The organism is Parasedimentitalea maritima (assembly GCF_005771405.1).
Lineage (GTDB): Bacteria > Pseudomonadota > Alphaproteobacteria > Rhodobacterales > Rhodobacteraceae > Parasedimentitalea > Parasedimentitalea maritima.
The window spans coordinates 329,493-355,520 of record NZ_VAUA01000001.1 but is presented as its reverse complement, the minus strand read 5'-3'; the positions used below and the strand labels follow the sequence as shown (position 1 = coordinate 355,520).

The following is a 26,028-nucleotide window of genomic DNA, read 5'->3' as shown; positions in this document are numbered from 1 at the left end:
AAAGACATGTTTTTATTTCGCCCAACAAAGCAGCAAATGGCGTCAAAGGGCGCGTATTATTCAGGCAAGTTTAGGAGGATAAACTCATGAAAATTGGCTGCCCCACAGAAATTAAACCCCAGGAATTCCGCGTTGGCATGACACCCGACGCTGCACGTGAAGCGGTCAATCACGGCCATCAGGTGCTGATCCAGAAAGATGCCGGCATGGGCTCCGGCTTTTCCGACGAAGATTACACCACGGCTGGCGCACATATCATCGCCACCGCTGAAGAAATTTTTGCCACTGCGGACATGATCGTAAAGGTCAAAGAACCACAGGCCGTCGAGCGCAAGATGCTGCGCCCTGACCAGCTGCTGTTCACCTACCTGCACCTGGCCCCGGATCCCGAGCAAACCCACGATCTGCTGGAAAGCGGCTGTACTGCGATTGCTTATGAAACAGTCACCGACGATCGCGGAGGCCTGCCGCTGCTGGCCCCAATGTCCGAAGTCGCCGGTCGTCTGGCGCCACAGGTTGGCGCATGGACCCTGCAAAAGGCCAATGGCGGCCGCGGCGTTCTGATGGGTGGCGTCCCCGGTGTTGCCCCCGCCAAGGTTGTCGTGATCGGCGGCGGTGTTGTTGGCACCCACGCTGCAAAAATTGCAGCTGGCATGGGCGCTGATGTCACTGTTCTGGATCGCTCGTTGAACCGCCTGAAATATCTGGACGACGTGTTTGGCCGTGACTTCAAGAACCAGTATTCCACTGCGGGTGCCACTCTTGATCTGGTCCGCCAAGCAGACATGGTCATTGGCGCGGTGCTGATCCCCGGTGCTGCTGCACCAAAACTGATCAGCCGCGCGCAGCTGTCCGAAATGAAGCCCGGCGCGGCGATCGTCGATGTTGCCATCGATCAGGGCGGTTGCTTTGAAACCTCCAAGGCCACAACACACGGCGATCCGATCTACAATGTAGATGGCGTCATGCACTACTGTGTGGCCAACATGCCCGGTGCTGTTGCGCGGACATCAACCATCGCTCTGGGCAATGCCACTATGCCGTTCATGCTGGCACTGGCCGACAAAGGCTGGCGTCAGGCCTGTGCCGACGACCCACACCTTTTGAACGGTTTGAACGTTCACGCTGGTCAGCTGACTTACTACGCAGTTGGCAAAGCACTTGGGATCGACGTCGTCTCCCCCAGCCTTGCAGTCAAACAGTAAAACGCATCACATCGGCCTTCCTCCAATCCTGGCGGAAGGCCGATTTTCTTTCTCTTAGCTAAAAACACTCATCTCCCCCTGTTGCTCAAACGCGCGAGGAATGGAAAAATAGAGTGAATTCCAACCTTACGTTGGGGAAAGCCTGCACTTTGCGGGCGTTTTTGCGTTATGACGCCCCAAATTGACAAACTGGAGAAATTTTCATGGAACAGATTGTAGAACAGAGCTTTGCTTACTGGCCTGTTGTGTTGAACGGGGTCAAGGCGCTGACCGTTCTGATCCTCGGTTGGATGACCGCAGGCATGATCAGCCGCGCCATTCGCAAGCGCATCAATGCCACTCCTGAAATTGACCCAACACTAGGCAACTTCGTCGCCAGCATCATCCGCTGGGCACTGATCGCTGTTGTGCTGATTGCAGTCCTGGGCCTGTTCGGCATCGAAGCCACCAGCCTTGTTGCCATGATGGGCGCTGCCACACTGGCCATTGGTCTGGCCTTGCAGGGCACACTCAGCGATCTAGCAGCTGGATTTATGCTGGTATTGTTCCGCCCATACAAGCTGGGCCAATACGTCGATATCGGCGGCACGGCCGGCACCGTCAAAGATCTGAACCTGTTCATCACTGAGTTGACCACCCCCGACAACGTACAGATCATCATTCCCAACGGACAGGCCTGGGGAGCCGTCATCACCAACTACTCTCACCACGAAACCCGTCGCGTTGATCTGGTGTTTGGCATCGACTACGGCGACAACGCCGACACCGCCAAAGAGATCATTTTGGCACAGGCCAATGCCGACACTCGAGTCCTGCAAAACCCAGAGCCCTGGGTGCGTGTGACCAACCTGGGCGACAGTTCGGTGGATCTGACTACGCGGATCTGGTGCAAGGCCGAAGATTACTGGGAACTGAAATTTGCCATGACCCAAGCAGTCAAGGAAGCCTTTGACGCCAAAGGCATCTCGATCCCCTATCCCCATCAGGTGGAAATCAAGCGCGAGGCCTAAGGTAAGACTATCAATACTCTGTTGCCCCGGCCCAAGGTCGGGGCAACAATAATAAGTGCTGCACTATATTTCTAAGAATTGTTGATGAGCCAAATGCCCGAACATAGCCACGCTCACCTAATCGGAAGCGTGCCAAATTCTGCAGGATTTCCAGCTTCATCTGCAAAGGTCCATTGCGCCACTAGGAACTGGTAGCTTCGCGTCTCCCAGCCGGACAGGTCACGCAGAAAATGCGGGCGCCATGATCCTTCGACCTGAACCGGAAACCGGACGTTATCCACATTGGGCGACTGCGTATTGGAGCGGATTGCCATCCGTATGGCCTGGGCAAACAGTCGCTCCAGGCACAGCTCTAACGGCGCTGTTTCCATCGCGCGCCGACCGGCAAAAATAACATCAACCTGCGTGTTATTCTGGAAAAACCCTTTGACCACCAGATCACCCCGACTGGTGCGGGCCTTGTAAGGCACCAGTTCCATGTCGAACTTCACAATGCCTTTTTTGAACAGGCCTGCGTCCTCTCGCTTAGGGGTGATTTCCGAGATTGGAGCACGGCGGTTCTGCATCAATTTGTCCAAAGCTAAAGGCCAACAGGAAATGCACCACATCGCCTGAAGCCAAATGTGAGCGGATGCTGTAGTCTATTCTGACGCCCGTTAACGAACGGTTGCTTCGAGCGTCAAAAAAGATCAATCCTTCGTTCGACGCATCACCAGAGTTGGCAGATTTCCCAAAACAGCCTCACCACTCACTTCATAGCCATTTTTTCTAGCCACGTTATGAGACGCTTTATGATCCGGATCGAAAATACTGACCGTCTCTTTCCAGCCCTTCACCTCATCCGCCCACTGATGGATGCGGGCCACGGCTTCGGTTGCAATCCCCCGGCCATGGGCTGCAGAGGCCATCACCCAACCGCATTCGGGATGCCCACCTAATGATGGTTTAATCTCCCTCTTGAAATCTGCAAAACCGACCTCTCCCAGAAACGCACCGGTCTCCTTGTCAGTGACCGCCCAAAAGCCGTAATCAAGCGCATGCCAATGACCAATGTAACGCAACAAACGCGACCATGACGCCTCGCCAGTAGAAGGTACTCCGCTGATGAATTGCACAACAGCAGGATCAGCCCACATGGCTGCGACATCGTCAAAATCCTCGGCCCGGTGTGGGCGAAGGATCAAGCGTTCGGTTTCTAAAATTGGCGCGCTCATGCTGGCAATTTTCCGCTAAGCACATAGGTCAGAATTTCGACCACCTGACGAGGCTCTTCAGCTACGGCAAGCGCAGCGGCATGAACTTCTTTCAACGCATGCTGATGCTCCGGTGGGTTCAACACGATAATCGATTTTCCCAGTGCTGCGGCATATCCCGCGTCAAAGGCTGCGTTCCACTGCTTGTATTTTTCACCAAAGCGCACAACCACCACATCGGCATCCTCGATCCCCTTACGGGTGCGGATCGCATTGACCATCGCCCCTTTGTGATCGTGCCAATATTTGTTCTCTTCAGCACCCAATATCGCCACGCCGCAATCATCGCTGGCATCATGATCAGTGACCGGGCTGTTAAAACTCACATCCAGCGCCTTCGCCCCTTCTGTGATCTGTTCGCGCCAGTCAGAGTGGATTTCTCCTGAAAGATAAACGTTCAATGTCACGTGTTCAGTCCTTTGTTGTTCCTGGCCCTTCAGCCTCGGCAAGCATCCCTGCGACGTCTTCGCCATCCACTTGCCGGAAATCTCTGTAATGCGCGCCAACCGACCAGAACGGTCTGGGGCAAAGCGGGCAAATCACAGTATCCACCAGACCGCACAGTTCGTCCACCGTCTCTGGTGGGGCGACGGGCACCGCCAAGACAATCGTCTCTGGATTTTTCTTTTGCAGCCCAAGCAAGGCCGCCTTAACGGTGGCGCCGGTCGCAATACCATCGTCCACCACCACAACGCAGCGTCCGCAGACATCAACCTGTTTCCGCGACCCCAAGTAAAGAGACCGCCGGTCTGCAATCTCGCCCCTTTTACGCTCCACCGCAGCATCGAAATCCTGAACCCGAAGCCCCTCTGGAAGCAGCAACATTTCGTTGAAAACGGGCTCTGCGCCCTCAACCACCGCACCAGCGGCAAGTTCTGGGTTTCCCGGCATACCAATCTTGCGCACCAATATCAGATCTAATGGCGCCTGCAGGGCCTTTGCAATCGGCAAGGCCACGGGCACGCCACCACGTGGCAGTGCCAAAATCACCGGTTCAGCCAGAACCAGCACCTTCAGCTCTGCTGCCAAGACTTCCCCAGCTGATGTGCGATTTTCATACATGTAAACCCCGCCCTGCGATCTAGCGCAAAGTGAGGTCAAATCACCCGCTACAGACGGCGCGCCACCACAAAGCGGCTGGGAGGTTTCGCCGGGTAGTTGCCGGTCTCAAGGATCTCAAAACCGCTTTCACGGATTTGCTGTTCGAAATCCTCCATCCGACGAAAGGCAACATACGGAGCCTTACCCAACATTTGCATCAGCGGAATCGCCATGCGCAGGATACGAAACTTCCAGCTTGCCCCCTCCTCCGGCTCACAGAGACTTTTGGATATGAACAACCCGCCGGGCTTTACCAACTGTTGGATACTGCTCAAGGCGCCGTTCAGATCTTCGACCAGATGCAACAGGTTAAAGGCCAGAACCACATCAAACGGCCCCTGCGGCGCACCGGTGATATCACAGACCGAAAAATCAAGGTTTGTAGCGCCGGCATCCCATGCCTTTTCACGCGCAATGTCGATCATCGCTTTGGATCCGTCACTCACCGTATAGCGCGCGACCGATGCCGCCAGATGCAACGCCGTAGTGCCGGTCCCTGCCCCCAGTTCCAGCACTTGATCTTCCGCCTTCAGATACGACCGGGTTCTGGCCAACGTCGTCTCATAGGCCTCGGGGTCACCGATCTTGGATTTCGCGTATTTGGCCGCGGCATTGTCCCAGAACTGAGCACTCTGTTGCATGACTGTCTCCTTTGGGCGGAAACTAGCCCGTAAGCATCCATACGGGAATTGCCGAAAATCGCAGTCTGCTTATACATTAATGTATGTCCATTCTACCCAATGACCTAAACTGGAACCACCTGCGCGCCTTTCTGACCACGGCTGAAGCCGGATCTTTGTCGGCGGCCGCCTGCCAGCTTGGCCAAACCCAACCCACGCTTAGCCGTCAGGTCGCCGCGCTAGAGGCTGAACTGAACATGCTTCTGTTCGAACGTATCGGTAAGCAGTTGGAGCTGACACAGGCAGGGTTGGATCTTCTGGAACATCTGCGCCCGATGGGAGCCGCCGCCGCACAGGTTGCGCTGACTGCATCGGGACAATCACAAAGCATCGCCGGTCTGGTGCGGATCACCGCCAGCGATGTCTTCTCGGTACATCGAATGCCAGACGTGCTGCGTTTGTTGCGAGATGAGGCTCCGGATCTGAAGGTAGAGATCGTTGCCGCCAATGACATTCGCGACCTGATGCGGCGCGAGGCGGACATCGCGATCCGCCATGTCGAACCAGATCAGCCAGACCTGATTGCCCGCAAGCTGAGCGAGATTCGCGGGCATTTCTATGCCAGCCGTCACTATCTCGACCAACGGGGATATCCTCAGGCACCTGCTGATATGTCTGATCATGACTTCATTGGCATGGGGGATCCACCACGGATGATCGAGCTTCTGGCCCCGATGGGCATCAACCTCAGTGAACAGAATTTTCCCTATGGATCCGAAAGCGGGCTGGTGGCCTGGGAGCTGGCCAAACAGGGCTTTGGCATCCTGCCCATGGTTGACAGTCTGGGGGACTGCACTCCCGACATGGTGCGGGTGCTACCAGATGCAAATCCCTTTATGATCCCGGTCTGGCTAGTCACTCACCGCGAGTTGCACAGCAGTCGGCGTATCAGGCTGGTGTTTGATACACTGGCTGAGTTTTTGACCGACAACTAAGGGCAGCGCCCGACCGAGGTGGGAGCGAAAGCACCCGCCTTGGGGGCGGGCGGGTGCTGCCCGATCTATCGACCGGGCAATGACATTTACCCGCGCAGCGTACCGCCGGTTGCCTTGGTCACCTTGGCCACGATCTTCTCGCTGACGGCCTCGATGTCCTTTTCCTTCAGCGTCTTGTCCTTGGGTTGCAAGCGCACGGTGATGGCCAGTGATTTCTTACCCTCACCCAGGCTGCCGCCGATAAATTCATCGAACACACGCACATTGCTGATCAGCGCCTTATCGGCTCCACCAGCTGCATTGACCAGTGTCAGCGCCTCGACGCTGTCATCCACCACAAAGGCAAAGTCACGTTCAACCGCTTGCAGATCGCTCTGGTTCAGCGCGCCACGAGACGCACCAGATTTGCGCGGCATCGGGATTTCGTCTGGCCAGATAGTAAACGCCATAGCCGCGCCCTTGATGCCCATCTCGGACAGCACCTTGGGATGCAGCTCGCCAAAGACACCCATGACCTTTTTGGGACCCAGACAAATCTTGCCGTGACGGCCCGGATGCCACCAGCTCTGCGCGCCGCGCAGGACCTGCACCTTGGCAGGTGCCCCAATCGCAGCCAGAACGGCCTCGATATCCGCCTTGGCATCAAACACATCCACCGCGCGCGAGTCGCCGTGCACATCTTTGGGACCATTGCGACCGACCAGCAGGCCTGTGATCAGATTGTGCTGTTCACCCGGCTCGCCGCCATGAAACGCTGGACCAACCTCGAACAAGGCCAGATCCATATAGCCACGCGCCTGATTGCGGGCAGCCGCCTGCAACAGGCCAGGCAACAAGGCCGGGCGCAGGTGTGACATCTCAGACGAAATCGGGTTGGCCAGCATTGTCGCATCGGTGCCACCGCCGAACAGTTCTGCCGAGGGCTGGTCGATGAAGGTGTAGCTGACCACCTCGTTATAGCCCAGTGCAGCACAGGTCCGGCGCGCCATCTGCTGACGGCGCTGCCGCGGTGTCATTACCGGCTTGGGAATGCCATCCGTGATGCGTGGCAGCGGTTTGCCAACCAGTTTGGTCAGCGATGCAATCCGCGCCACTTCTTCCACCAGATCAGCCGAGCCCTGAACGTCAGGACGCCAGCTGGGCACATGCGCCTGGTTGCCCTCGAGGCGAAAGCCAAGATGGGTCAATGTTTGGCGCTGTTCGGCCTCAGGGATGTCCATCCCAACCAGTGATTGCACCCGCGCAGCATCCAGCTTGTAAGCACGCGCATGGTTCGGCACTTGCCCGGCAATCACCACCTCAGACGCCTCACCGCCGCAGAGATCCAAGATCATCTGCGTCGCCAGTTCCAGCCCTTCGAGGGTGAATTCCGGGTCCACACCACGTTCAAAGCGGTAGCGCGCATCCGAATTGATCTTCAGCGCCCGTCCGGTCAGGGCAATCTGCACATGATCCCAGAACGCACTTTCCAGGAACACATCTACAGTGTCCTCGGTACAGCCGGTTTCCAGACCTCCCATGATCCCGGCAACGCTCTCGGCACCCTTGTCATCCGAAATCACCATCTGCCCGGCGGCAAAGGTGTATTCCTTATCGTCCAGCGCCATCAGGACCTCGCCACCTGTCGCGCGATGCACCCGCAGGTCGCCCTGCACCTTGGCCGCATCAAACACGTGCAGCGGGCGGTTCTGATCGTAGGTAAAGAAGTTGGTGATATCCACCAGTTTCGAAATCGGTCGCAGACCAATCGCAGTCAGCCGATCCTGCAGCCACTGCGGGCTGGGGCCGTTCTGCACGCCCTTGATCAGACGACCGGTGAACAGCGGGCAGCCATCCAAGGTATCTTCATCAATGGTCACATTGATCGGGCTGGCAAAGCTGCCTTCAACCGGAGTGAAATCTTTGGTCTTCAGTGTACCCAAACCACGAGCAGCCAGATCGCGGGCAATACCATAGACCCCCAGCGCATCCGGGCGGTTTGGCGTGATCGCGATCTCGATCACTGTATCCACCTTAGACGGATCATTTTCGGCCAGCCAGTCGATGAACTTGTCACCCACCTCGCCCGAGGGCAGCTCGATGATGCCGTCATGTTCGTCCGACAGCTCCAGTTCGCGCTCGGATGCCATCATGCCATAGCTTTCAACGCCACGGATTTTGCCAACGCCAATGGTGATGTCGAGGCCGGGAATATACATGCCCGGCTTACAGACCACCACGGTGATACCCTCGCGCGCGTTGGGCGCGCCACAGATGATCTGCATCTCGCCTTCATCCGTGTCGACTTTACAGACCCGCAGCTTGTCGGCATCGGGGTGTTTCTCGGCATGTTTGACATAGCCCAGAGTAAAATCCTTGAGCCGCTCAGCCGGATTGCTGATCTCTTCGACTTCCAGCCCCAGATCGGTCAGAGTCTCGGCGATTTCGTCCACTGATGCGTCAGTGTCGAGGTGATCTTTCAGCCAGGAAAGAGTGAATTTCATCGGTCAAGGATCCCTTGGCAAGCCATACGTGTTACCCGCAGGCAATGGCAAAGATTGGCCCGGGGTGCAAGACTTGGTCGCGGTTGGGGTCAAGGATAGCTGGGAGTGCGGCTTAAAAGCTTGCACCGGTAAGTTCAGCACATCAGCGGATAGGGCAGTGCCTGACCTTGGGGAGGTGCAAAGCGCCTTCCCGGGGGGAAGGTCAGGCGCGGCCCGGTCTATCGACCGGACGAAACAGAACCAGTAACTCTATGCGTAAAGTGCCCAACCGAAGCCAACCGGGTATTATGTGAATTTACTGTTCTGCTTCCATTTCAATCTCCACCGGCTTGTCTGGCGAAATTTCGAGATATTGCATCACTAAAACTGTTACGATAGCCGCAACCACGGGCAAAAATATTGAAGAAAAGATCTTATCAGTCTGACGGGCAGCCCAACGTAAAGCCCTTTTCGGCAAAGTGTTGTTTCTGTACTCCTGCAACCAAGAATGACCTTGGTAGGTTAAGTGCAAATTCGAAACACCGTTTTTGAAGAAACTACCTTTAACCAAATTATTCTCGCGCATATGCCTCAGTAAGAAGTCGCGCTCAGAAATTGACATCCCAATCTTTTCTTCCGTCGTGCCCTTACCGGGCTCCATTGTGGGATATGTGGCGTTTAAATTATCAATGCTGTCATCAAAAGAGGCTCCGGAAACATCCGAAGCCTCAATAAACTCCATCACGTGGAGAAACTTTTTCTCGTCCAGCTTCAACGCGACAAACCACCATGCAAACTAGGCATGTCCAGGCACTGGAAGCCATAGTGCCGCAGCCAGCGCAGGTCGCTATCGAAGAAGGCGCGCAGGTCGGGGATGCCGTATTTCAGCATCGCGATGCGGTCGATCCCCATGCCAAAGGCAAAGCCCTGATAGACATCCGGATCAACACCACCAGCGGCGATCACCTTGGGGTGCACCATGCCGGAGCCAAGGATCTCCATCCAGTCGTCGCCTTCGCCGATCTTCAGCGTGCCGTCTTTCCAGCTACAGCGAATATCAACCTCGGCCGATGGCTCGGTGAACGGGAAGTGGCTGGCGCGGAAGCGCAGTTCAACATTGTCGACCTCAAAGAACGACTTCACAAATTCTTCCAGCGTCCACTTCAGGTTGGCCATCGAAATGTCGGTGTCCAGCGCCAGACCTTCGACCTGGTGGAACATCGGCGTGTGAGTCTGGTCATAGTCGGCGCGGTACACACCACCCGGACAGATGATACGCAGCGGCGCGCCCATTTTCTCCATCGAGCGGATCTGCACCGGTGAGGTATGGGTACGCAGCACATGTGGCGGACGGTCATCGCCCTCGGCGCGGTGCATATAAAACGTGTCCATCTCGGCCCGTGCAGGGTGGTGGCCCGGGATGTTCAGCGCGTCAAAGTTATACCAGTCGGTATCAATGCGCGGCCCTTCGGCAACCGAGAACCCCATCTCGGCAAAAATCGCTGTCAGCTCTTCGCTAGCCTGACTGACCGGGTGCAGGGTGCCAGTGCGGCTGGCGCGGGTTGGCAGGGTGACGTCCAGCCATTCGGTGCGCAGTCGCTCGTCCAGTGCGGCATCCGCCAGACCAGCCTTTTTGGCAACCAGAGCCGAGTTGATCTCGTTCTTCAGCGCGTTCAACGCCGGGCCTGCGACCTGACGCTCTTCTGGCGTCATCTTGCCCAGCTCACGCATTTTCAGCGCCACTTCGCCTTTTTTGCCCACGGCAGCGACCCGGATGGTCTCCAGCGCGTTCTCATCGGCGGCATCGGCAATTTGGCTTAGATATTTTGACTTAAGATCGTCCATGACGGTCCCCTGAATTTCGCTTAGGCCCTGCTACCATAGCGGTCAGTGAAAGCAAGTATCCCAGATACGTCATTATGACACTGTGCCCGATATGTGCCCCTACCTTGCAACATCACCTGTCACAGCCCATGTTGCCGTGATTGATAGTGGAGAATTACAAGATGTCCGAGAAGCTGACCCGCAAGCTGACGACAATCCTTGCAGCCGATGCTGCCGGGTTCAGTCAGGCCATGGGAGCAGACGAAGTTGGCACCTTTGCCGAGCTGAATGCCGCCAAGGACATTTTTGGTAAACTGATCACCCACCACGGCGGACGCATCGCAAACACAGCTGGTGATGGGTTTATCGCTGATTTTCCATCAACCGTCGAAGCCACCCAATGCGCCATCGAAGCGCAGCGCGAATTGGGTACCCGTGATGGCAGCCTGAAATTTCGGATTGGCGTGCATCTGGGGGATGTGATCGTCGACGGGGATGACCTGATTGGTGAGGGTGTGAACCTTGCTGCCAGATTACAAAGCATGGCCGAACCCGGCGGCGTTCTGATTTCGCAACAGGTCTATGATCAGGTTCACAGCAAGCTGACCATCGGATTTGAATACCTGGGCGAAAAGCGCCCTCGCAACCTAGCGGAAGACGTCGCGGTCTATCGTATTGCCATGAGCAAACCCGGCTTCTCCTTTCACAGCAAAACTAAATCTGCAGTGCCCCCCCGTGAGCCCGCGCGTCAAGAGGGCGATGTGTCCTCCGCGCCATCGAGCCTCCCTCTGCCGCAGTCGGTTTTGTTTGCTGCGCTTGTTGCCGGAGCGCTTGTGCTGATCAATCTGGTTACGGGAGGTTCAATCTGGGCACACTGGCCAATCCTAGGCGTAGCAACCATCACTGGCCTGAGGTGCGCTCCGCAAATCATCCCCCCTCAGATCAGCGCCATCATTCCCCCCCAGACTGTGGTGCTGGTCGCGGCTCTCGCTCTGATAAATATATTTAGCTGGGGTGGATACCCTTGGGCGCTCTGGCCAATCGGGGCTTTGGTCATAGTGGGACTGGGGCGCAAAATTTTGTCGCAGCCAGAGTAAACCACCTGCTGAGGCATTCAGTTCAGACTGTGACATGTGACATTTGGGCAAGGTCAGACCGTGCGCCGCAGTTCAGGAAACGCAGCACACAGTCGTTTCTAACTAGAACCAGCTGACAATTTCATCCATGTCCCGACGTGTTTTTGGGAACATTGGCGGCCCAGCCCGATAGCCAAAGGCAACCATCACAGCAGGCCTGTATAGCCTGGGATCAATGCCGAAATGCTCTTGCAATACTGCACTTGTCTGGTCTGCGTCGAACCCTTCGATCGGACAGGTATCAATGCCCATCATTGCTGCAACCGTCATCACGTTACCCAGCGCAATATAGGCCTGACGCGCAGCCCAGTCTGTGGTTTCACGCTCGCTCTCGATCTTGAAGTCATCGGTGCGGAACTTGGAATAGGCCGCATGGAACCCGTCCAGGAATTCAGCAGGGAATTTTTTGACCTCAGCAGCGTGCTGCCTTGGATAGTCCGACTCATGTGACATTGTTGCGCCGGTGTGGGACAGGAAGATGCCAAAATGGCTGGCGGTGCGCAGCTGGCCCTCGGTTCCGTTCATCTCACCACTAGCGCCCCAAGTAAACGGGCACAGCAACTCACGCTTGTCGGGATCCTGAACAACCAGCAGCTGCCAGGGCTCCAGCCCAAACGACGACGGTGACAGCCGCGCGGCATCCAGTATGGTGCCAAACTCGCTCTCATTAATCTTGCGCTCGGGGTCAAAGACTTTGGCCGCGTGACGGAATTCAAAAGCCTCGATAATCTGGTTTTGAACGTCGGTGCTGGTGACGATATCTTTCATTGGGTGGTCTCCGATTTGATCTGTCACCAGACCTAATCCATCCCCAAGCAGGCCACTATCGATCCATTCTGGAAATCATTTTCCCAAATATTGGGACAATTCAGGAAGGATAGCGCCGTATTGTTTCTGGTTTGTCGCGATGAACCGAGCCTGCATGAAATCCAGAAACACCTTGACCCGCAGCGGCATCAACCGCCCCGGCGGGCGCACCGCCCACATCTTCATATCGAAGAACACACTGTATCCCGGCAGGATCGGCACCAGATGCCCCGCCTCGATGGCAGGCCCGGCATGCCACAGTGCGGCATGGGCAATCCCCATTCCGCCCACAGCCCACTCCACCAAGGCATCTCCAAGATTGCTCCGTGCGGTAAAGTCACTGCGGATCCGATGTTCGGCACCGTCCGGACCCCGCAGATGCCAGCCGTGCCGTTCACCCAGTGTCAGACAGTCATGATTGCGCAAGTCATCAGGATGTTCGGGATATCCTTTTCGTGCCAGATAGTCGGGCGAGGCCACCAGCAACACCGGATTGTCATCCAGTTTTTGCGCCAACAGGGACGATGGTGCCAATTCACCCATCCGAAACGCCAGATCATAGCCCTGCTCAACAATATCAACCAGATTATCCGTCAGATTCAGATCCAGTTTCACATCCGGGTACAGGCGCGAAAACTCAGGCACGAAGGGAACAATATGGGTGCGTCCCAACGAGGCAGAAGCCGTCACCCGCACCACGCCTGACACTGTGGCTGTCGTTTGCGACAATACCGTGCGGGCATCCTCGACATCGTTCAGAATCCGCTTGGCATAATCCAGAAAGATTTCACCATCCGGGGTCAGTGACACCGCCCGTGTCGTACGGTTCAGCAGCTTCACCTGCAGGTCTGTCTCCAGCGCCTTGATCCGGTGGGTCGCATTGGTCGAAGACAGATTGAACTCCATCCCAGCGCGGCCAATTGCACCCAGTGCTGCAACGCGGACAAACAGTTCCAGACTTTTCAGATCAAACGACACATCTGCCCCCGGTCACTTCCATCGTGTGAACTTAGCCTGAACCCTGCAAACGAAAAAGGCCGCCCCGGATGGAGCGGCCTTAAATCTGTCAGTGTGCAGCTAGCGCTTAAGCAGCCAGAGCAGACTGTGCCTGGCGCACGATGGCACCAAAGGCTTCGGGCTCGTGTACGGCCAGATCAGCCAGAACCTTACGGTCAACTTCAATGCCAGCCAAGTTCAGGCCATTGATGAAGCGGCTGTATGTCAGTGCTTCGTCGTGGCTGCGAACTGCGGCGTTGATCCGCTGGATCCACAGAGCGCGGAAATTCCGCTTACGATTCTTCCGGTCGCGAGTTGCGTACTGGTTGGCCTTATCGACAGCCTGTGTAGCTACCTTAAAGACACTTTTGCGGCGGCCGTAGTAACCTTTGGCTGCCTTGACGATTTTCCGATGACGGGCGTGGGTTTTAACACCACCTTTTACGCGGGACATATTACGTGCTCCTCTTAACGGTCGTAGGGCATGAAGCTCTTGATGATCTTCGCATCAGGAGCTGAGAGGGCAGTAGTGCCGCGTGCGTTACGGATGAATTTCTTGGTGCGCTTGATCATACCGTGCTGTTTACCAGCCTGGCTTCCCATGACCTTACCGGTCGCTGTCACCTTAAAGCGCTTCTTAGCGCTCGATTTGGTCTTCATTTTGGGCATTTCCGTCTCCTATGGTTCGGGTTCGGTCTCCACGCAACACGGCATGCCACATTCGGCCGGTCGCGCGATAAGAACTGCCCTTTACGAAAGCCTTGCGGCAAGAGCAAGATGATTCTTAGAAATAACGCCCCAGAACTGAGAAAAACACGTTCGGGATCTGATCAATCTGATAGCCGCCCGGTTTGGTGGCGGTGGCGTAATACAGCAACCCACAGGCAATCAAAATTGTAAGGGCCGAAGCTCGTGGAGATCTTCTGTCGCTAATGGCAGACATGATCGACGGGATGGAAAGCCCGCCGATCACCAAACCCAAAATCAGGGCCAAATCGGTATCCATGTGACATCACCTCATCAAATGAGGATCAGCCTATTCCGGATCAGTGCTGTAAATCAAACGTTCATCACAGGGCGCAACCCGCAGAATGTTGGTGGTCCCGGGCACGTTGAACGGCACACCCGCAGTCACCACGATCTGGTCCGTCTCGGCGGCAAAGCCCCCTGCCCGTGCCGCACGCGCCGCGCTCACCACCGCGCCTTTGAACCGTTCCTGACCCGGAGTCATCACGCAATTACAGCCCCAGCTTAGCGCCAGACGCCGTGCCGTACCCTCCATGGACGTCAGTGCGATGATCGGCACTCCCGGACGTTCACGCGCGGTCAACAATGCGGTTGTGCCGCTCTGGGTGAAACAACAGATCGCCTTGATGTCAGTCTTTTCAGCAATCTCGCGAGCGGCAGCTACAATGCCATCCGCAATTGAGCTGCCCTTGGCAGAACGCGACGCCGCGATGATCTGAGTGTAGGTTGGATCGGCCTCAACTTCGGTGGCAACGTTATCCATCGTCTGAACCGCTTCGATCGGATAGCTGCCAGCTGCGGATTCGGCACTCAGCATCACTGCATCAGCGCCTTCATAAATGGCCGTGGCCACATCCGACACTTCCGCACGGGTTGGCATTGGGCTTTCAATCATGCTTTCCAGCATCTGAGTTGCCACGATCACCGGCTTGGCTGCAGCGCGACAGCTGCGTACAAGCCGTTTCTGGATCGGCGGCACTGCTGACACTGGGAGTTCAACCCCCAGATCACCACGCGCCACCATGATGCCGTCTGAGGCATCCAGAATCTCACCAAAGTTATCAACGGCCAGTGGCTTTTCAATCTTACTCAGTACTGCGGCCCGGCCATCTGCCAGCCCGCGTGCCTCAAACACATCTTTGGCACGCTGCACAAAGGACAGCGCCAGCCAGTCCACACCTAGGTTGCAGACAAACTCCAGATCCTTGCGGTCCTTGTCTGACAGGGCTGCCAACGGCAGCTCTACGTCCGGGACGTTTACGCCCTTGCGGTTCGAAATAGTGCCACCGATTTCGACAGTGCACTCTGCAAAATCTTCGCCGCAACTGTCGACAACCAGTTTAATCTTGCCGTCGTTGACCAGCAGATGCGCACCAGCTTCAAGCGCTTGGAAAATCACCGGGTGCGGCAGGCAAACGCGAGAGACATCGCCCTCTGCCTCGTCCAAATCCATGCGGAATTTTTCACCCGGCACCAGTTCCTCGGACCCATTGGCAAACACACCAACCCGCAGTTTCGGCCCCTGCAGATCCGCCAGAATACAAATCGGGCTGTCCAGATCCTGTTCCACGCGGCGAATAATGGCGTGCTTCTCAGCAATTTCTTCGTGGCTACCGTGCGACATGTTCAGACGAAACACATCCGCGCCTGTTTCATGCAATGCTCGAATGGTCTCGTAGGTCTCCGAGGCCGGCCCCAAGGTGGCAACAATCTTTACATTGCGCTGACGTCTCATAGGGCGGCTCCTTCGGATTTGTTATTGTTATCGCAAACACTGCAGGGCTGCTTATCGCGCAATTCCCCTTTTGCCGCAACTCCCCTATAGATGCGACAAAAGAGATGACAGGCAGATGACATACACACCCTACTTTATTCACGGCGCTGACCGTCCCGCCCGTTGGCTGATCACATGTGACCACGCCACCAATGTTGTACCACCCTTTGTCAACGATGGTGACCTGGGTCTGCCGCGCGAAGACATGGAACGCCACATTGCCTATGACGTTGGCGCCTACGAGGTTTCCAAACACCTTGGCGAGATGCTGGATGCGCCGGTGATTGCATCGAATTTTTCGCGGCTGGTGATCGACCCCAACCGCGGTGATGACGACCCCACCCTGCTGATGAAGCTTTATGACGGCACCATTATTCCCGCCAACCGCCACGCTGACGCGGCCGAACGTGAACGCAGGCTGAACGCATGTTACCGCCCCTATCATTCTGAACTGTCAAAACTGGCGGACCGTGAAGATGTTGTGATCATCTCGGTTCATTCTTTCACACCACAGCTGCGTGGTCGTCCGCAACGACCATGGGAAATCGGCATCCTGTTCCCCAAGGATGAGCAGTTCTCGCCACATGTGGTTGAACATCTCAAACCCCATACCGATGCGCCTGTTGGTGTGAATGAACCCTACAAGGGGTATCTGCCCGGGGATGCCATCGATACCCATGCCTCGACTCATGGTCGTCCCAACACCTTGATCGAGCTGCGCAACGACTTGATCGCAGAGCAAACAGGTCAGATTGCCTGGGCCGAGAAACTGGCGGTGGCCCTGCCCCGAGCCCTCAGCAGTGCGGGCTTCTGACCCAACCTAACCCAACGTCAACTTGCATGTATTTCAGGCCGCACATCATTGTGGCGCAGGCATGAAATGCCCATATTCAGTGTGTAGGAAATACTGGCGAACACTCATATAGGAGAGACCCATGACCCTTGTAACATTGACCACTTTCTTTGGTTGGATGACTGTTCTGAACATTGGCTTCTTGGCCATAACAGCGCTGATTTTACTGGCTGGTCACGAGAGGCTGGCCACCCTGCATGCGGGCATGTTCAACATGGAAACCGCGGATGTGAAAAAGGCCTATTTCAAGTACATCGCCAATTATAAGATCCTGACACTTGTGTTCTGTCTGGCGCCCTATGTCGCGCTGAAGCTGATGTAGCCCGCAACCAACCCGCATTGAACGACCGACGTCCGTTTGCTAGTCACGCAGGCGGACGTATTTGTTTTGAAGGAGCGCATCGATGGATCCGCAGACCGAGATTGAACTCCAGGCCGCTGCATTCCGCCGCCTGCAGAAACACCTGATGGAAGACCGCACCGACGCGCAGAACATCGACATGATGAACCTGGCCGGTTTCTGCCGCAACTGCCTGTCGCGCTGGTACCAAGAGGCCGCAAACGAGCGTGGCATCGAGATGGACAAAACCGAAGCGCGTGAGATTTTCTACGGCATGACCATGGACGAGTGGAAAGCCAACTATCAGACCGACGCCAGCCCGCAAAAGCAGGCCGAGTTCGAAGTCGCGTTCAAAGAGAACGTGACCGATAAAGGCTAAGCGAATTACTGGAGAGCGGAGGCCGAACTCCGCTCTCCATTGACCTCAGCTACCTTGTGATGCCAACAGTTGCGCGCCATGAGGGTTATCAATCACCATGAGCCAGGTCCCACCTGGTTGACGGCGCAACACTGCAACTGACAGGCCAGACTGGCCAATCTCTGTTCCGTCCGGCGCACGACCTGACATCTGCCATGGCGTGATGTGCAGGGCAGTATCCCCCGCGATAAACACCTCATGTTCGCCAAATTCGAAAACTGGGTCCACTGCTGACATCCCGGTGAACATGGCCCGCAATGTATCCGGGTCAGACACCGGTTGTCCGGGTTCGAACATCACCGTTGCTGTGTCCTCGTAGGTTGCCATCACCCCGTCAATATCCTTGGCCATAAAGGACGTGGTCATCGAAGTGATGGTTTTCAGTACTTCTTGCTGTTCAGTGGTCATTGGCTTTCCTTCTGCTGCCAGTGTGATTGGGGCCGACAAGACAAGCGCCATCAGCCATGCAAATGCATGTTTCATAAGTGTATTCCTTTGGTTTGGGTTTAGATTTAAGGGGTTAGTTAGGGTCCGGAGGGTTCACGATCTGCAGCACCTTGGCCGCCAGATTGTCCGTTGCAACCAAGGGACCGGTAGCTTGCTGCAACTTCTGTGCCACCAAAGCGGCCTCGGTCTGTGCCGCGACTTGACGGACATCCCGATAGCTCGGTGCATCCTGCAACAGCGCGGAGGGGCTGTCGCCAATCCGCCCCGATGCCAGCGCTGCTGGCAAGCGGCGCGGACAAGAACAAGGTGCATCGGAATTGGCCAAACCGCAGCTTTTGGCGGTGAAGGTCAGAACCTTGGACCGCGCCCGCGATAGTCGTTGGCGATAAGTCGCAGAGGGGACATCCAAGGCAATCGCCGCCTCTCGGTGATCCATTTCAAGGATTTCACCCAGCACATAGGCCGCACGGTGGTTTGCATCCAGACACAGCAGCATCGCCATGGTGCAGCGCACCCGCAACTCGTTCAGCATCACATGATCCTCAGGGGCAGCGGCAGAGTCATCTGCCAACCCGTCCAACAGGTCCTGAGCAAAGAACTCAAACGTCAGACCGGGATCGCGCGCCATCACTTTCTTAGCGGTCAATAGGTAATTGGTGGCGACCCGGTAGACCCATGTTTCAAACTTGCTGTCGCCCTTGAACGTCGACAGTTTTGTCACCACCCGGATCAGGATCTCCTGCGTCGCATCCTGCGCCAGACTTGGATCCCCCACCATTCTAAGCGCCAAACGGTGCACCCTGTCCTGAATGTGCAGAACCAACTGCTCCAGCGCGGCAGCCTCGCCTTGCTGTGCCTTGGCGACGATACTGTTGATACTCTGACCCATCCGGCTGTCCTTTGCTGTTGTCTGATAGGTTAGACAATCAGCAGCCCGGATGTGTGACAGAATTTTTGAATCTTTTTTCAGATGCTCAGTTGTTCGGCACCAAATAAGTGCTTCATCAGACCTGTCAAAAGGTCAAAGTGAACCCGTGCGGATAATTTCGATAAACGCAGACAGCACCGTATCTGCGGCAACAGAGGCCAAGATCATACCCATGACCCGGCTAACAATCGCAGCGCCCGAGTTGCCGATCACCCGAATGATGGGGTCAGCCAGCATCATGAACAGGCAGGCGATAGCCATGACACCCGCCATAACCACGCCCGTTATTGCCTGATCACTGACCCTGAATTGAGCGTTGTCCGTTAGCATGACAATGGCCAGCATCGCACCGGGAGAGGCCAGTGACGGCACTGCCAGCGGGAAGATGGCCGGGGATGGAGCACTGTCCTGCTCTTTCTCTTCGCCTTCAACAGACCGTTTGTCGCTTTCGGGTTTTGAGTCGCCAAAGATCATTGTCAGGGCAAACAGGAACAGCACGATACCACCCGCCACCTGGAACGACAGCATGCTAATCCCCAAAGCGTCAATCAAGATCTGACCGAGCATCAGGAAGAACAACAGCACGCCAATACTGACAACCGTGGCCAGCAACGCCGTTTTGCGCCGATCTGATGCGGCCATGCCAGCCGTTACCGCAATAAAGACGGGGATGGTGCCAATCGGGTCGATGACAACCCACAGGGTGATAAAACGTTCGAATAAATCCATGGCCGCACATGAACCACATGCGTCAGCCCGATGCACGACCAATTGCACAGCTCCTAACTCTACCCGCAAGATCTCGCCCATGTAAAAAAGCCGAGTTCGAAGTCTCGTTCAACGAGAACACGACGGATAAGAGCTGACATCAGGGCAATCCTACTTAGGCCTTCGACATGCAGAACCTCCCCCTAATGATGTCGAAGGCACAACCTGTTTCAAGGGGATGTCTTTCGCGTGTCCTGCATAGAAATCTTTTTACTCAACAGCACGATCATCGCGGCCAAAACCGCCAGGAACAAAAACGCCACCCTCAGCGATGTCACCTCGGCTAGGAAACCGATAACCGGCGGGCCAAGTAACAACCCGCCATAGCCAAGGGTAGAGACAGCCGCGAGTGCAGCTCCCGGTGAAACATGCGGATCATTTGCGGCCCGGCTAAAAGCCAGTGGCATGATCATCGCGTAGCCAACTCCCATCAGGAAAAACCCGGTCAACGCCATACCGAAGGTACCAAAACCCACCGCACACAACACACCGACCGTAGCCACTGATCCAGCCAATCGCGCCGCACCAACGGCCCCCAACCGCAGCGTGATGCCATCCCCAAGCAGTCGCATCACAACCATCGCTATCGAAAATACAGTATAACCCAGAGCCGCCTGAGCCTCGGTTGCACCGGATGAATGCACCAGAAAGATAGCGCTCCAGTCGGCCATGGCGCCCTCACCCAAGGATGAGCAAAACGCGATGAACCCAACCGCAAACAATGGCCCCTTGGGCAGTCTGAAAATCGGTCCTGCCGGGCCTGTTTCCCGAACATCTGAAGTCCACTCGGCCCTTGCCGACGTCAGGGTGATGGCAGCAGCCACGGTCGCTGCGATGATGAAATGAGGGGTGATTCCAATGTCAAAAGTCTCTGCCACAAAACCGGACCCTGCCCCCAAACCTGCCCCAAGACTAAACATCGCATGAAAAGATGACATCACCGGTCGACCGATATATCGCTCTGCCTCGGCGGCCCAGACGTTCATCGCCACATCCATGCCGCCATGTGTTGCCCCAAACAGGGACAGAGCAGCAGCAAGTGCCAGATTCGTCGGGGCAATAGCGATCAAGAACAGTGCCCCGACATAAGCTATTGCCACTTTCCGAGTGACTTTGGCCGCACCGACCCTGTCCGCGAACCGTCCGGCCAAAGGGAAGGACGCAATGGCTCCCGCTGCCAGTAGCAACAACAACCCACCCAGATCAGCCGGACTCAGGTTGAAGCGGACTGCCACAGCAGGAATGCGCGATGCCCAGATGCCAAACAATGCGCCATTCAAGATGAACATGGCGGTCACAACCCGCCAAGCTGTCCGGGGATCAGGCATCTATGATGGCTCCTCGGCGGTCATTGGCGGGTCAGTCTTAGTTAGGTCAGATCGCTGCTTTGCGGCTTTCGTCCAGATAGATCTCGCGCAGACGTGTGGCGATTGGGCCCGGTGTCCCATTGCCCAGCGCAACACCGTCAATCTCAACAACCGGCATCACAAAGGCAGAAGCGGAGGTGACAAAGGCTTCATCCGCCTCTTTGGCTTCATCGATGGTGAACAGGCGTTCCTCGATCTCCATCTGTGCCTCAGCAGCCATACGCAGCACCGCCTTGCGGGTGATGCCGTGCAGGATGTCGGTGGAGAGTGGCCGCGTTACGATCTTGCCATCTTTGACAAGATAGGCGTTGTTGCTGGTGCCTTCCGTGACATGGCCATCTTCGACCAGCCAAGCATCATCACAGCCAGCTTTCTTGGCCATCATTTTACCCATCGACGGGTACAGCAGCTGCACCGTCTTGATGTCGCGACGGCCCCAGCGGATGTCTTCGATCGAGATGATCTTGGCACCCTTCTTGGCGGCGGGGTTGTCGGCCAGACCAGGTTTGTTCTGAGTGAACAGCACAATAGTCGGCTTGGTGTCCGCCGATGGGAATACAAAATCCCGGTCGCCGTCAGAGCCACGGGTAACCTGCAGATAGACCAGACCCTCGACAATGCCATTGCGTTCAACCAGCTGGCGATGGATTTCCAGCAATTCATCCTTGGAGCAAGCCGCCTGCATTTCCAGCTCGTCCAGCGAACGCTGAAGGCGCACAGCGTGCCCGTCAAAATCGATCAGCTTGCCGTCCAGAACTGTGGTCACTTCATAGACGCCATCCGCCATCAGAAAGCCGCGGTCAAAGATCGAGACTGTGGCCTCATTTTCCGGCAGATATTCACCGTTTACATATACGGTACGAGTCATTTGCGTCTCCTTGTTTGAGATCCAGTTAGAAAGCCTGAGCCTGCGGGTCAATCATTCAAACCCAATAGCGGCGTTGGTTTTAAGCGAATAGGCGCTGGCGTCGCGTAAAACCAACAGGCTATAGGTCGCCACAGGCTGAAACAGATAGATTGGCGCGTCTCCCTCCGGGGGCCAATCCGCGATCCAATCGTCCAGCGGCACTGCCCCACTGGTCATCTCGTCCGGCACTTGCAGTATCTGAGCCAGTGTATTCAGCTCAGCCTGCAATCCTTGCACCGACCCCACCGGCCAAAGATGTGCAAATTCCTCATCCATCACTTCCGGTGCAACGGGCAGAGGAAAATCAACAGGCACATAATAGCCAGCCGCATCGCCGTGGAAAACCAAATGGGCAAACGGCGGCTGCTCTCCTTTGCGATGATTGTAATAATCCAAAATGGCCGAGAACAGCGTGGCTCCCGCATGTGTGTCTGACCCATCCAACATCACATTCTGCGGCACGGCTTTTCCTTGCCAAACTAACCCTGCCACTTCGCGAAGGGCGTGCAATCCGCTGTATCCGAACATCTCCGCCGAAAAAATCGAGCCTTCCGTCGGTTCAACATGCGATTCTATCCCCACCTCTGAGAGGGTCGCGTTAACAGCGTCCATGTCGTTTCGAAACCAATCCGCCCCTTCTGGATCAAAGGACAAAAGATCGATCAATATTCCAACGGTAACGGCCAGGCCCATAGTACACTCCAATCGCAAAAATCAAATGTCGGCCGTTGCTAACACAATGCGCTAGGCCAAGATCAACCCCAGAGTGCCGGTCTAGGCGGGTGCACGCCGGCAGCGTCAAAATGCAATGGTTCGTCTCGGTCTTCGGCTAACAGCAGTGGCCCGTCAAGGTCCGTAAACACCACACCCTGCGCAAGCAGTGTCGCCGGCGCCATTGCCAACGAGGATCCGACCATGCAGCCAACCATGACATCATAACCTTCGGCCAGCGCGTCTTCGCGCAGCTTCAGCGCCTCGGTCAACCCGCCGGTTTTGTCCAGCTTGATGTTCACCACATCATACTTGCCCTTTAGCTTGGGCAGGCTGGTCCGGTCGTGACAGCTCTCATCCGCGCAGACAGGAACCGGGCGATCCATGCCAATCAGCGCGTCATCTTCACCAGCAGGCAAGGGCTGCTCAACCAATTCAACGCCCAAACGCACCAGATGCGGCGCAAGGTCGGAATAGACCTCGGCGCTCCAGCCTTCGTTGGCGTCGATGATGATCTTGGACTCAGGCGCGCCCGCACGAACGGCTTCCAACCGGGGCATGTCATCCGGTGTGCCCAGCTTGATCTTCAGCAGGGGGCGAAAGGCGTTTTCTGCCGCCTGTTGCTGCATCTTTTCTGGTGTATCAAGCGACAGCGTATAAGCGGTGATTTCCGGTCCCGGCGCTGGCAGACCTGCCAATTCCCATACAGGTTTACCAGCTTGTTTTGCCTCAAGGTCCCACAGCGCACAGTCCACTGCATTGCGCGCCGCACCAGCGGGCAAAAGCGACTGCAATTCGTCCCGTGTAAAATCAGTGGGCAAACCGGCAATCTCAGCGGTCACGCTATCCAGCGTTTCATCATAGCGCGCATAGGGCACACATTCGCCCCAACCAGTCACGCCATCTTTTTCGATTTTGACGGTCAGTACTTTGGCCTCGGTCCGGGACCCGCGCGAGATGGTAAAGACCTGCGCCAGTTTGAAGACGTCCGGCGTCACGGTGATTTTCATGTCTCTATCCTTTTGACAGAAAAAGGGCGTCTGTTGCCAAACGCCCCTTACAAATCAGACTGCGGCCAGCGCGTCCACCAGACGTTCTGCACCGTGACGATATGGGTCAACTGCTGGCAGCCCCATGCGCGCTTCGACCTCAGCCAAATAGCTGACAGCCTCATCATCGCTCAGGTGCTGGGTGTTGACCGAAATGCCAACAACCTGACAGGCAGGATTGGACTTGCGGGCCAGTGGAAGCGCGGTATCGCGCAACTCTTCCAGCGACGGCAAGTCATAGCCCGGCAATCCGCGCATATGCTCACGGGTTGGTTCGTGACACAGGATCAGCGCATCCGGCTGACCGCCGTGCACCAGAGCCATGGTCACACCAGAGTAGGAGATGTGGAACAAGCTGCCCTGCCCTTCGATGTGATCCCAGTGATCCGCATCATTGTCGGGCGTCAGATATTCAACTGAACCCGCCATGAAATCAGCAATTACTGCGTCCAAAGGCACACCGTGGCCAGTGATCAGGATACCGGTCTGGCCGGTGGCGCGGAAGGTGGATTTCATACCACGTTTCTGCATTTCAGCGTCCACAGACAGGGCGGTGTACATCTTGCCAACCGAACAGTCGGTACCCACTGCCAAACACCGCTTGCCGCTGCGCTTAACGCCATTGGCAATTGGGTAACCATCGGTTGGAACGCGCACATCGTGCAGGGTGCCGCCATGAGTCTGTGCCGCAGCGACCAGATCGCCCTCGTCGCGCAGCAGGTTGTGCAGGCCCGACGCCAGATCATAGCCCATTTCCAGAGCCTGAATCAGCACTTCTTTCCACGCGGATGAGATCACCCCACCCCGGTTGGCCACACCAATCACCAGTGTCTTGGCACCGGCAGCTTGAGCCTCGGCCAGCGACATCTCGGTCAGACCAAGATCAGCACCACAGCCGGGCAGACGAAACTGACCTACGGCGTTTTCAGGACGCCAGTCACGGATGCCAATGGCAACTTTGGCAGCAAGCATATCGGGTGCGTCACCCAGGAACAGCAGATAAGGGGTCTCGATCATCTTGGGGCACTCCATGGAATTTCTTTGTCCGCGCGACTCTAATTGAGCCCCAGCGCGATGAGTTCCCAAATTACCTTTCGCGCCCCACGTCATACGCACGATACTCCCGCAAAATCAAAAATACGTCGAAGATTATCCCGACAATTGGCCTAGCACCACTGATCCTTGTGCTTGATAGCGCAACCACGACCATTGCTGCGTTCGCAATGCTGCAGACGCACAATTGGACTTGCGCACATCAACGCAATTTAATAACACATATCGAGACAAAATCGTAACTTCCTTACTCAGACAGGTGATCCGCAAATGAGTTTTCGCATCCAGCCCACTGCCCCGGCCCGCCCAAACCGCTGCCAGCTGTTTGGCCCTGGATCGAATACCAAACTGTTCCCCAAGATGGCGGCCTCAGCTGCGGACGTGATCAATCTGGATCTCGAGGATTCCGTTGCCCCCAGCGACAAGGACACCGCCCGCGCCAATGTGATCGAAGCGCTGAACACCATCGACTGGGGCACTAAGTACATGTCGGTGCGGATCAACGGGCTGGATACACCCTATTGGTATCGCGACGTGGTGGACCTACTCGAGCAGGCCGGTGATCGGATTGACCAGATTATGATCCCCAAGGTGGGCTGTGCCGAAGATGTTTATGCTGTGGATGCACTGGTCACCGCGATTGAGCGCGCCAAAGGGCGCACCAAGCCGATCAGCTTTGAGGTCATCATCGAATCGGCTGCGGGCATCGCCCATGTCGAGGCGATTGCAGCGTCGTCTCCTCGCTTGCAGGCGATGTCGCTGGGGGCTGCGGATTTTGCCGCCTCTATGGGAATGCAGACCACCGGTATCGGTGGCACACAAGAAAACTATTACATGCTGCGCGGTGACGAAAAGCATTGGTCGGATCCTTGGCACTGGGCACAGACCGCAATTGTCGCTGCCTGCCGCACCCATGGTGTGCTGCCAGTTGATGGGCCGTTTGGTGACTTTTCCGACGACGAAGGCTTCCGCGCCCAAGCCTTGCGGTCAGCGACACTGGGTATGGTCGGCAAATGGGCCATCCACCCAAAACAGATCGCATTGGCGAACGAAGTGTTCACCCCGTCTGATGCCGCCGTGACCGAAGCGCGCGAGATCCTGGACGCGATGGAAACTGCCAAGACCAATGGCGAAGGGGCGACCGTCTACAAGGGCCGACTGGTCGATATCGCCAGCATCAAACAAGCCGAGGTGATCGTGGCTCAGGCCGAGTTGATCGCAGGAAGCTGACGCGCCTTTACTTTCGCGGCAATCTGG

General features: G+C 56.3%; 30 protein-coding genes. 8 read left to right on the top strand and 22 right to left on the bottom strand.

Translation table 11 applies throughout. The features are described 5' to 3' along the window. Positions 1 to 86 precede the first annotated feature (86 nt). The gene (ald, locus tag FEE96_RS01760; RefSeq protein WP_138161271.1) at positions 87 to 1,205 is read left to right on the top strand and encodes an alanine dehydrogenase; all 1,119 of its coding nucleotides are present in this window, start codon (positions 87 to 89) and stop codon (positions 1,203 to 1,205) included. Positions 1,206 to 1,408: 203 nt separating this feature from the next. Further along, complete coding sequence (locus FEE96_RS01755; protein WP_138161270.1) at positions 1,409 to 2,215, top strand: mechanosensitive ion channel family protein; 807 nt, start codon at positions 1,409 to 1,411, stop codon at positions 2,213 to 2,215. A gap of 113 nt (positions 2,216 to 2,328) precedes the next feature. On the opposite strand, the gene FEE96_RS01750 is transcribed toward FEE96_RS01755, so the two are convergent. From FEE96_RS01750 to FEE96_RS01730, 5 genes are all read right to left on the bottom strand, one after another. Then, positions 2,329 to 2,781: a hypothetical protein gene (locus tag FEE96_RS01750; protein ID WP_138161269.1), complete on the bottom strand. Its 453-nt coding sequence runs from the start codon at positions 2,779 to 2,781 to the stop codon at positions 2,329 to 2,331. A 123-nt stretch (positions 2,782 to 2,904) separates the two neighbouring features. Further along, the gene (locus FEE96_RS01745; RefSeq protein ID WP_138161268.1) at positions 2,905 to 3,429 is read right to left on the bottom strand and encodes a GNAT family N-acetyltransferase; all 525 of its coding nucleotides are present in this window, start codon (positions 3,427 to 3,429) and stop codon (positions 2,905 to 2,907) included. Then, a complete protein-coding gene (locus FEE96_RS01740; RefSeq protein ID WP_138161267.1) occupies positions 3,426 to 3,875 on the bottom strand; it encodes a YtoQ family protein in 450 nt (149 codons plus the stop codon). The genes FEE96_RS01745 and FEE96_RS01740 overlap by 4 nt, the downstream gene beginning before the upstream one ends. 4 nt (positions 3,876 to 3,879) lie before the next feature. Beyond that, positions 3,880 to 4,530 (bottom strand): phosphoribosyltransferase, encoded by a 651-nt coding sequence (locus FEE96_RS01735; RefSeq protein WP_138161266.1) that lies wholly within the window; start codon positions 4,528 to 4,530, stop codon positions 3,880 to 3,882. A gap of 47 nt (positions 4,531 to 4,577) precedes the next feature. Further along, a complete protein-coding gene (locus FEE96_RS01730) occupies positions 4,578 to 5,210 on the bottom strand; it encodes a class I SAM-dependent methyltransferase (protein WP_138161265.1) in 633 nt (210 codons plus the stop codon). A gap of 83 nt (positions 5,211 to 5,293) precedes the next feature. Here FEE96_RS01730 and FEE96_RS01725 point away from each other — a divergent pair, with 83 nt between their 5' ends. Continuing rightward, positions 5,294 to 6,184 carry a LysR family transcriptional regulator gene (locus tag FEE96_RS01725; RefSeq protein ID WP_138161264.1) on the top strand — a complete coding sequence of 297 codons (891 nt, stop codon included), beginning with the start codon at positions 5,294 to 5,296 and terminating at the stop codon, positions 6,182 to 6,184. 86 nt (positions 6,185 to 6,270) lie between these two features. On the opposite strand, the gene pheT is transcribed toward FEE96_RS01725, so the two are convergent. The 3 genes from pheT to pheS all read right to left on the bottom strand — a co-directional run bounded on the left by pheT (position 6,271) and on the right by pheS (position 10,491). Continuing rightward, a complete protein-coding gene (pheT, locus tag FEE96_RS01720) occupies positions 6,271 to 8,667 on the bottom strand; it encodes a phenylalanine--tRNA ligase subunit beta (RefSeq protein WP_138161263.1) in 2,397 nt (798 codons plus the stop codon). Positions 8,668 to 8,962: 295 nt separating this feature from the next. Then, the gene (locus tag FEE96_RS01715; RefSeq protein ID WP_138161262.1) at positions 8,963 to 9,421 is read right to left on the bottom strand and encodes a hypothetical protein; all 459 of its coding nucleotides are present in this window, start codon (positions 9,419 to 9,421) and stop codon (positions 8,963 to 8,965) included. Then, positions 9,418 to 10,491 carry a phenylalanine--tRNA ligase subunit alpha gene (gene pheS, locus FEE96_RS01710; protein ID WP_138161261.1) on the bottom strand — a complete coding sequence of 358 codons (1,074 nt, stop codon included), beginning with the start codon at positions 10,489 to 10,491 and terminating at the stop codon, positions 9,418 to 9,420. The genes FEE96_RS01715 and pheS overlap by 4 nt, the downstream gene beginning before the upstream one ends. Positions 10,492 to 10,652: 161 nt before the next feature. Here pheS and FEE96_RS01705 point away from each other — a divergent pair, with 161 nt between their 5' ends. Beyond that, a complete protein-coding gene (locus FEE96_RS01705; RefSeq protein WP_138161260.1) occupies positions 10,653 to 11,567 on the top strand; it encodes an adenylate/guanylate cyclase domain-containing protein in 915 nt (304 codons plus the stop codon). Between the two features lie 102 nt (positions 11,568 to 11,669). Here FEE96_RS01705 and FEE96_RS01700 read toward each other — a convergent pair whose 3' ends face one another. The 6 genes from FEE96_RS01700 to pyk form a co-directional block, all read right to left on the bottom strand. After that, positions 11,670 to 12,374 carry an NAD(P)H-dependent oxidoreductase gene (locus FEE96_RS01700; RefSeq protein ID WP_138161259.1) on the bottom strand — a complete coding sequence of 235 codons (705 nt, stop codon included), beginning with the start codon at positions 12,372 to 12,374 and terminating at the stop codon, positions 11,670 to 11,672. Positions 12,375 to 12,449: 75 nt separating this feature from the next. Further along, positions 12,450 to 13,391 carry a LysR family transcriptional regulator gene (locus tag FEE96_RS01695; protein ID WP_138161258.1) on the bottom strand — a complete coding sequence of 314 codons (942 nt, stop codon included), beginning with the start codon at positions 13,389 to 13,391 and terminating at the stop codon, positions 12,450 to 12,452. A gap of 106 nt (positions 13,392 to 13,497) precedes the next feature. Then, positions 13,498 to 13,863 (bottom strand): 50S ribosomal protein L20, encoded by a 366-nt coding sequence (rplT, locus tag FEE96_RS01690; RefSeq protein ID WP_127750233.1) that lies wholly within the window; start codon positions 13,861 to 13,863, stop codon positions 13,498 to 13,500. A gap of 14 nt (positions 13,864 to 13,877) precedes the next feature. Continuing rightward, on the bottom strand, positions 13,878 to 14,078 hold the full coding sequence (rpmI, locus tag FEE96_RS01685; protein ID WP_138161257.1) for a 50S ribosomal protein L35: 201 nt from the start codon (positions 14,076 to 14,078) through the stop codon (positions 13,878 to 13,880). 115 nt (positions 14,079 to 14,193) lie between these two features. Further along, complete coding sequence (locus FEE96_RS01680; protein WP_138161256.1) at positions 14,194 to 14,415, bottom strand: hypothetical protein; 222 nt, start codon at positions 14,413 to 14,415, stop codon at positions 14,194 to 14,196. Positions 14,416 to 14,445: 30 nt separating this feature from the next. Then, on the bottom strand, positions 14,446 to 15,891 hold the full coding sequence (gene pyk / locus FEE96_RS01675; RefSeq protein WP_138161255.1) for a pyruvate kinase: 1,446 nt from the start codon (positions 15,889 to 15,891) through the stop codon (positions 14,446 to 14,448). Positions 15,892 to 16,006: 115 nt separating this feature from the next. On the opposite strand from pyk, the gene FEE96_RS01670 reads away from it, so the two are divergent. The 3 genes from FEE96_RS01670 to FEE96_RS01660 all read left to right on the top strand — a co-directional run bounded on the left by FEE96_RS01670 (position 16,007) and on the right by FEE96_RS01660 (position 17,502). Further along, a complete protein-coding gene (locus tag FEE96_RS01670; RefSeq protein WP_138161254.1) occupies positions 16,007 to 16,744 on the top strand; it encodes an N-formylglutamate amidohydrolase in 738 nt (245 codons plus the stop codon). Positions 16,745 to 16,865: 121 nt separating this feature from the next. Beyond that, a complete protein-coding gene (locus FEE96_RS01665) occupies positions 16,866 to 17,105 on the top strand; it encodes a DUF6868 family protein (protein WP_138161253.1) in 240 nt (79 codons plus the stop codon). Positions 17,106 to 17,187: 82 nt separating this feature from the next. Then, positions 17,188 to 17,502, top strand: coding sequence for a DUF1244 domain-containing protein (locus tag FEE96_RS01660; protein ID WP_138161252.1), 315 nt, complete (start codon positions 17,188 to 17,190; stop codon positions 17,500 to 17,502). A 45-nt stretch (positions 17,503 to 17,547) separates the two neighbouring features. On the opposite strand, the gene FEE96_RS01655 is transcribed toward FEE96_RS01660, so the two are convergent. The 8 genes from FEE96_RS01655 to dgcN form a co-directional block, all read right to left on the bottom strand. Beyond that, on the bottom strand, positions 17,548 to 18,024 hold the full coding sequence (locus FEE96_RS01655) for a YybH family protein (RefSeq protein ID WP_138161251.1): 477 nt from the start codon (positions 18,022 to 18,024) through the stop codon (positions 17,548 to 17,550). Positions 18,025 to 18,061: 37 nt separating this feature from the next. Further along, positions 18,062 to 18,877 carry an RNA polymerase sigma factor gene (locus FEE96_RS01650; protein WP_138161250.1) on the bottom strand — a complete coding sequence of 272 codons (816 nt, stop codon included), beginning with the start codon at positions 18,875 to 18,877 and terminating at the stop codon, positions 18,062 to 18,064. A 132-nt stretch (positions 18,878 to 19,009) separates the two neighbouring features. Next, positions 19,010 to 19,645 carry a MarC family protein gene (locus tag FEE96_RS01645; protein WP_138161249.1) on the bottom strand — a complete coding sequence of 212 codons (636 nt, stop codon included), beginning with the start codon at positions 19,643 to 19,645 and terminating at the stop codon, positions 19,010 to 19,012. Positions 19,646 to 19,854: 209 nt separating this feature from the next. Further along, the gene (locus FEE96_RS01640; protein WP_171021580.1) at positions 19,855 to 21,012 is read right to left on the bottom strand and encodes an MFS transporter; all 1,158 of its coding nucleotides are present in this window, start codon (positions 21,010 to 21,012) and stop codon (positions 19,855 to 19,857) included. Between the two features lie 46 nt (positions 21,013 to 21,058). After that, complete coding sequence (locus FEE96_RS01635) at positions 21,059 to 21,919, bottom strand: D-amino-acid transaminase (protein WP_138161248.1); 861 nt, start codon at positions 21,917 to 21,919, stop codon at positions 21,059 to 21,061. Between the two features lie 51 nt (positions 21,920 to 21,970). Next, positions 21,971 to 22,651, bottom strand: coding sequence for a hypothetical protein (locus FEE96_RS01630; protein ID WP_138161247.1), 681 nt, complete (start codon positions 22,649 to 22,651; stop codon positions 21,971 to 21,973). 62 nt (positions 22,652 to 22,713) lie between these two features. Further along, the gene (gene dgcA / locus FEE96_RS01625) at positions 22,714 to 23,679 is read right to left on the bottom strand and encodes an N-acetyl-D-Glu racemase DgcA (RefSeq protein ID WP_138161246.1); all 966 of its coding nucleotides are present in this window, start codon (positions 23,677 to 23,679) and stop codon (positions 22,714 to 22,716) included. A gap of 54 nt (positions 23,680 to 23,733) precedes the next feature. Then, the gene (dgcN, locus tag FEE96_RS01620; protein WP_138161245.1) at positions 23,734 to 24,735 is read right to left on the bottom strand and encodes an N-acetyltransferase DgcN; all 1,002 of its coding nucleotides are present in this window, start codon (positions 24,733 to 24,735) and stop codon (positions 23,734 to 23,736) included. 306 nt (positions 24,736 to 25,041) lie between these two features. Between dgcN and FEE96_RS01615 the strand changes: the two genes are divergently transcribed. Next, entirely contained in the window at positions 25,042 to 26,001 is a 960-nt protein-coding gene (locus FEE96_RS01615) for an L-malyl-CoA/beta-methylmalyl-CoA lyase (protein ID WP_138161244.1), read from the top strand. The last annotated feature ends 27 nt before the right edge of the window (positions 26,002 to 26,028 follow it).

Excerpts from the sequence above, each read along its gene's own strand:
- rpmI (WP_138161257.1), bottom strand. The coding sequence starts at position 14,078 with ATGCCCAAAATGAAGACCAAATCGAGCGCTAAGAAGCGCTTTAAGGTG.
- pheS (WP_138161261.1), bottom strand. The coding sequence starts at position 10,491 with ATGGACGATCTTAAGTCAAAATATCTAAGCCAAATTGCCGATGCCGCC.
- dgcA (WP_138161246.1), bottom strand. The coding sequence starts at position 23,679 with ATGAAAATCACCGTGACGCCGGACGTCTTCAAACTGGCGCAGGTCTTT.
- FEE96_RS01755 (WP_138161270.1), top strand. The coding sequence starts at position 1,409 with ATGGAACAGATTGTAGAACAGAGCTTTGCTTACTGGCCTGTTGTGTTG.
- FEE96_RS01730 (WP_138161265.1), bottom strand. The coding sequence starts at position 5,210 with ATGCAACAGAGTGCTCAGTTCTGGGACAATGCCGCGGCCAAATACGCG.
- FEE96_RS01735 (WP_138161266.1), bottom strand. The coding sequence starts at position 4,530 with ATGTATGAAAATCGCACATCAGCTGGGGAAGTCTTGGCAGCAGAGCTG.
- FEE96_RS01635 (WP_138161248.1), bottom strand. The coding sequence starts at position 21,919 with ATGACTCGTACCGTATATGTAAACGGTGAATATCTGCCGGAAAATGAG.
- pheT (WP_138161263.1), bottom strand. The coding sequence starts at position 8,667 with ATGAAATTCACTCTTTCCTGGCTGAAAGATCACCTCGACACTGACGCA.
- rplT (WP_127750233.1), bottom strand. The coding sequence starts at position 13,863 with ATGTCCCGCGTAAAAGGTGGTGTTAAAACCCACGCCCGTCATCGGAAA.
- FEE96_RS01745 (WP_138161268.1), bottom strand. The coding sequence starts at position 3,429 with ATGAGCGCGCCAATTTTAGAAACCGAACGCTTGATCCTTCGCCCACAC.
- dgcN (WP_138161245.1), bottom strand. The coding sequence starts at position 24,735 with ATGATCGAGACCCCTTATCTGCTGTTCCTGGGTGACGCACCCGATATG.
- FEE96_RS01680 (WP_138161256.1), bottom strand. The coding sequence starts at position 14,415 with ATGGATACCGATTTGGCCCTGATTTTGGGTTTGGTGATCGGCGGGCTT.
- FEE96_RS01750 (WP_138161269.1), bottom strand. The coding sequence starts at position 2,781 with ATGCAGAACCGCCGTGCTCCAATCTCGGAAATCACCCCTAAGCGAGAG.
- FEE96_RS01700 (WP_138161259.1), bottom strand. The coding sequence starts at position 12,374 with ATGAAAGATATCGTCACCAGCACCGACGTTCAAAACCAGATTATCGAG.
- FEE96_RS01615 (WP_138161244.1), top strand. The coding sequence starts at position 25,042 with ATGAGTTTTCGCATCCAGCCCACTGCCCCGGCCCGCCCAAACCGCTGC.
- FEE96_RS01665 (WP_138161253.1), top strand. The coding sequence starts at position 16,866 with ATGACCCTTGTAACATTGACCACTTTCTTTGGTTGGATGACTGTTCTG.
- FEE96_RS01655 (WP_138161251.1), bottom strand. The coding sequence starts at position 18,024 with ATGAAACATGCATTTGCATGGCTGATGGCGCTTGTCTTGTCGGCCCCA.
- FEE96_RS01725 (WP_138161264.1), top strand. The coding sequence starts at position 5,294 with ATGTCCATTCTACCCAATGACCTAAACTGGAACCACCTGCGCGCCTTT.
- FEE96_RS01705 (WP_138161260.1), top strand. The coding sequence starts at position 10,653 with ATGTCCGAGAAGCTGACCCGCAAGCTGACGACAATCCTTGCAGCCGAT.
- FEE96_RS01630 (WP_138161247.1), bottom strand. The coding sequence starts at position 22,651 with ATGGGCCTGGCCGTTACCGTTGGAATATTGATCGATCTTTTGTCCTTT.
- FEE96_RS01660 (WP_138161252.1), top strand. The coding sequence starts at position 17,188 with ATGGATCCGCAGACCGAGATTGAACTCCAGGCCGCTGCATTCCGCCGC.
- FEE96_RS01640 (WP_171021580.1), bottom strand. The coding sequence starts at position 21,012 with ATGCCTGATCCCCGGACAGCTTGGCGGGTTGTGACCGCCATGTTCATC.
- FEE96_RS01650 (WP_138161250.1), bottom strand. The coding sequence starts at position 18,877 with ATGGGTCAGAGTATCAACAGTATCGTCGCCAAGGCACAGCAAGGCGAG.
- FEE96_RS01670 (WP_138161254.1), top strand. The coding sequence starts at position 16,007 with ATGACATACACACCCTACTTTATTCACGGCGCTGACCGTCCCGCCCGT.
- pyk (WP_138161255.1), bottom strand. The coding sequence starts at position 15,891 with ATGAGACGTCAGCGCAATGTAAAGATTGTTGCCACCTTGGGGCCGGCC.
- FEE96_RS01645 (WP_138161249.1), bottom strand. The coding sequence starts at position 19,645 with ATGGATTTATTCGAACGTTTTATCACCCTGTGGGTTGTCATCGACCCG.
- ald (WP_138161271.1), top strand. The coding sequence starts at position 87 with ATGAAAATTGGCTGCCCCACAGAAATTAAACCCCAGGAATTCCGCGTT.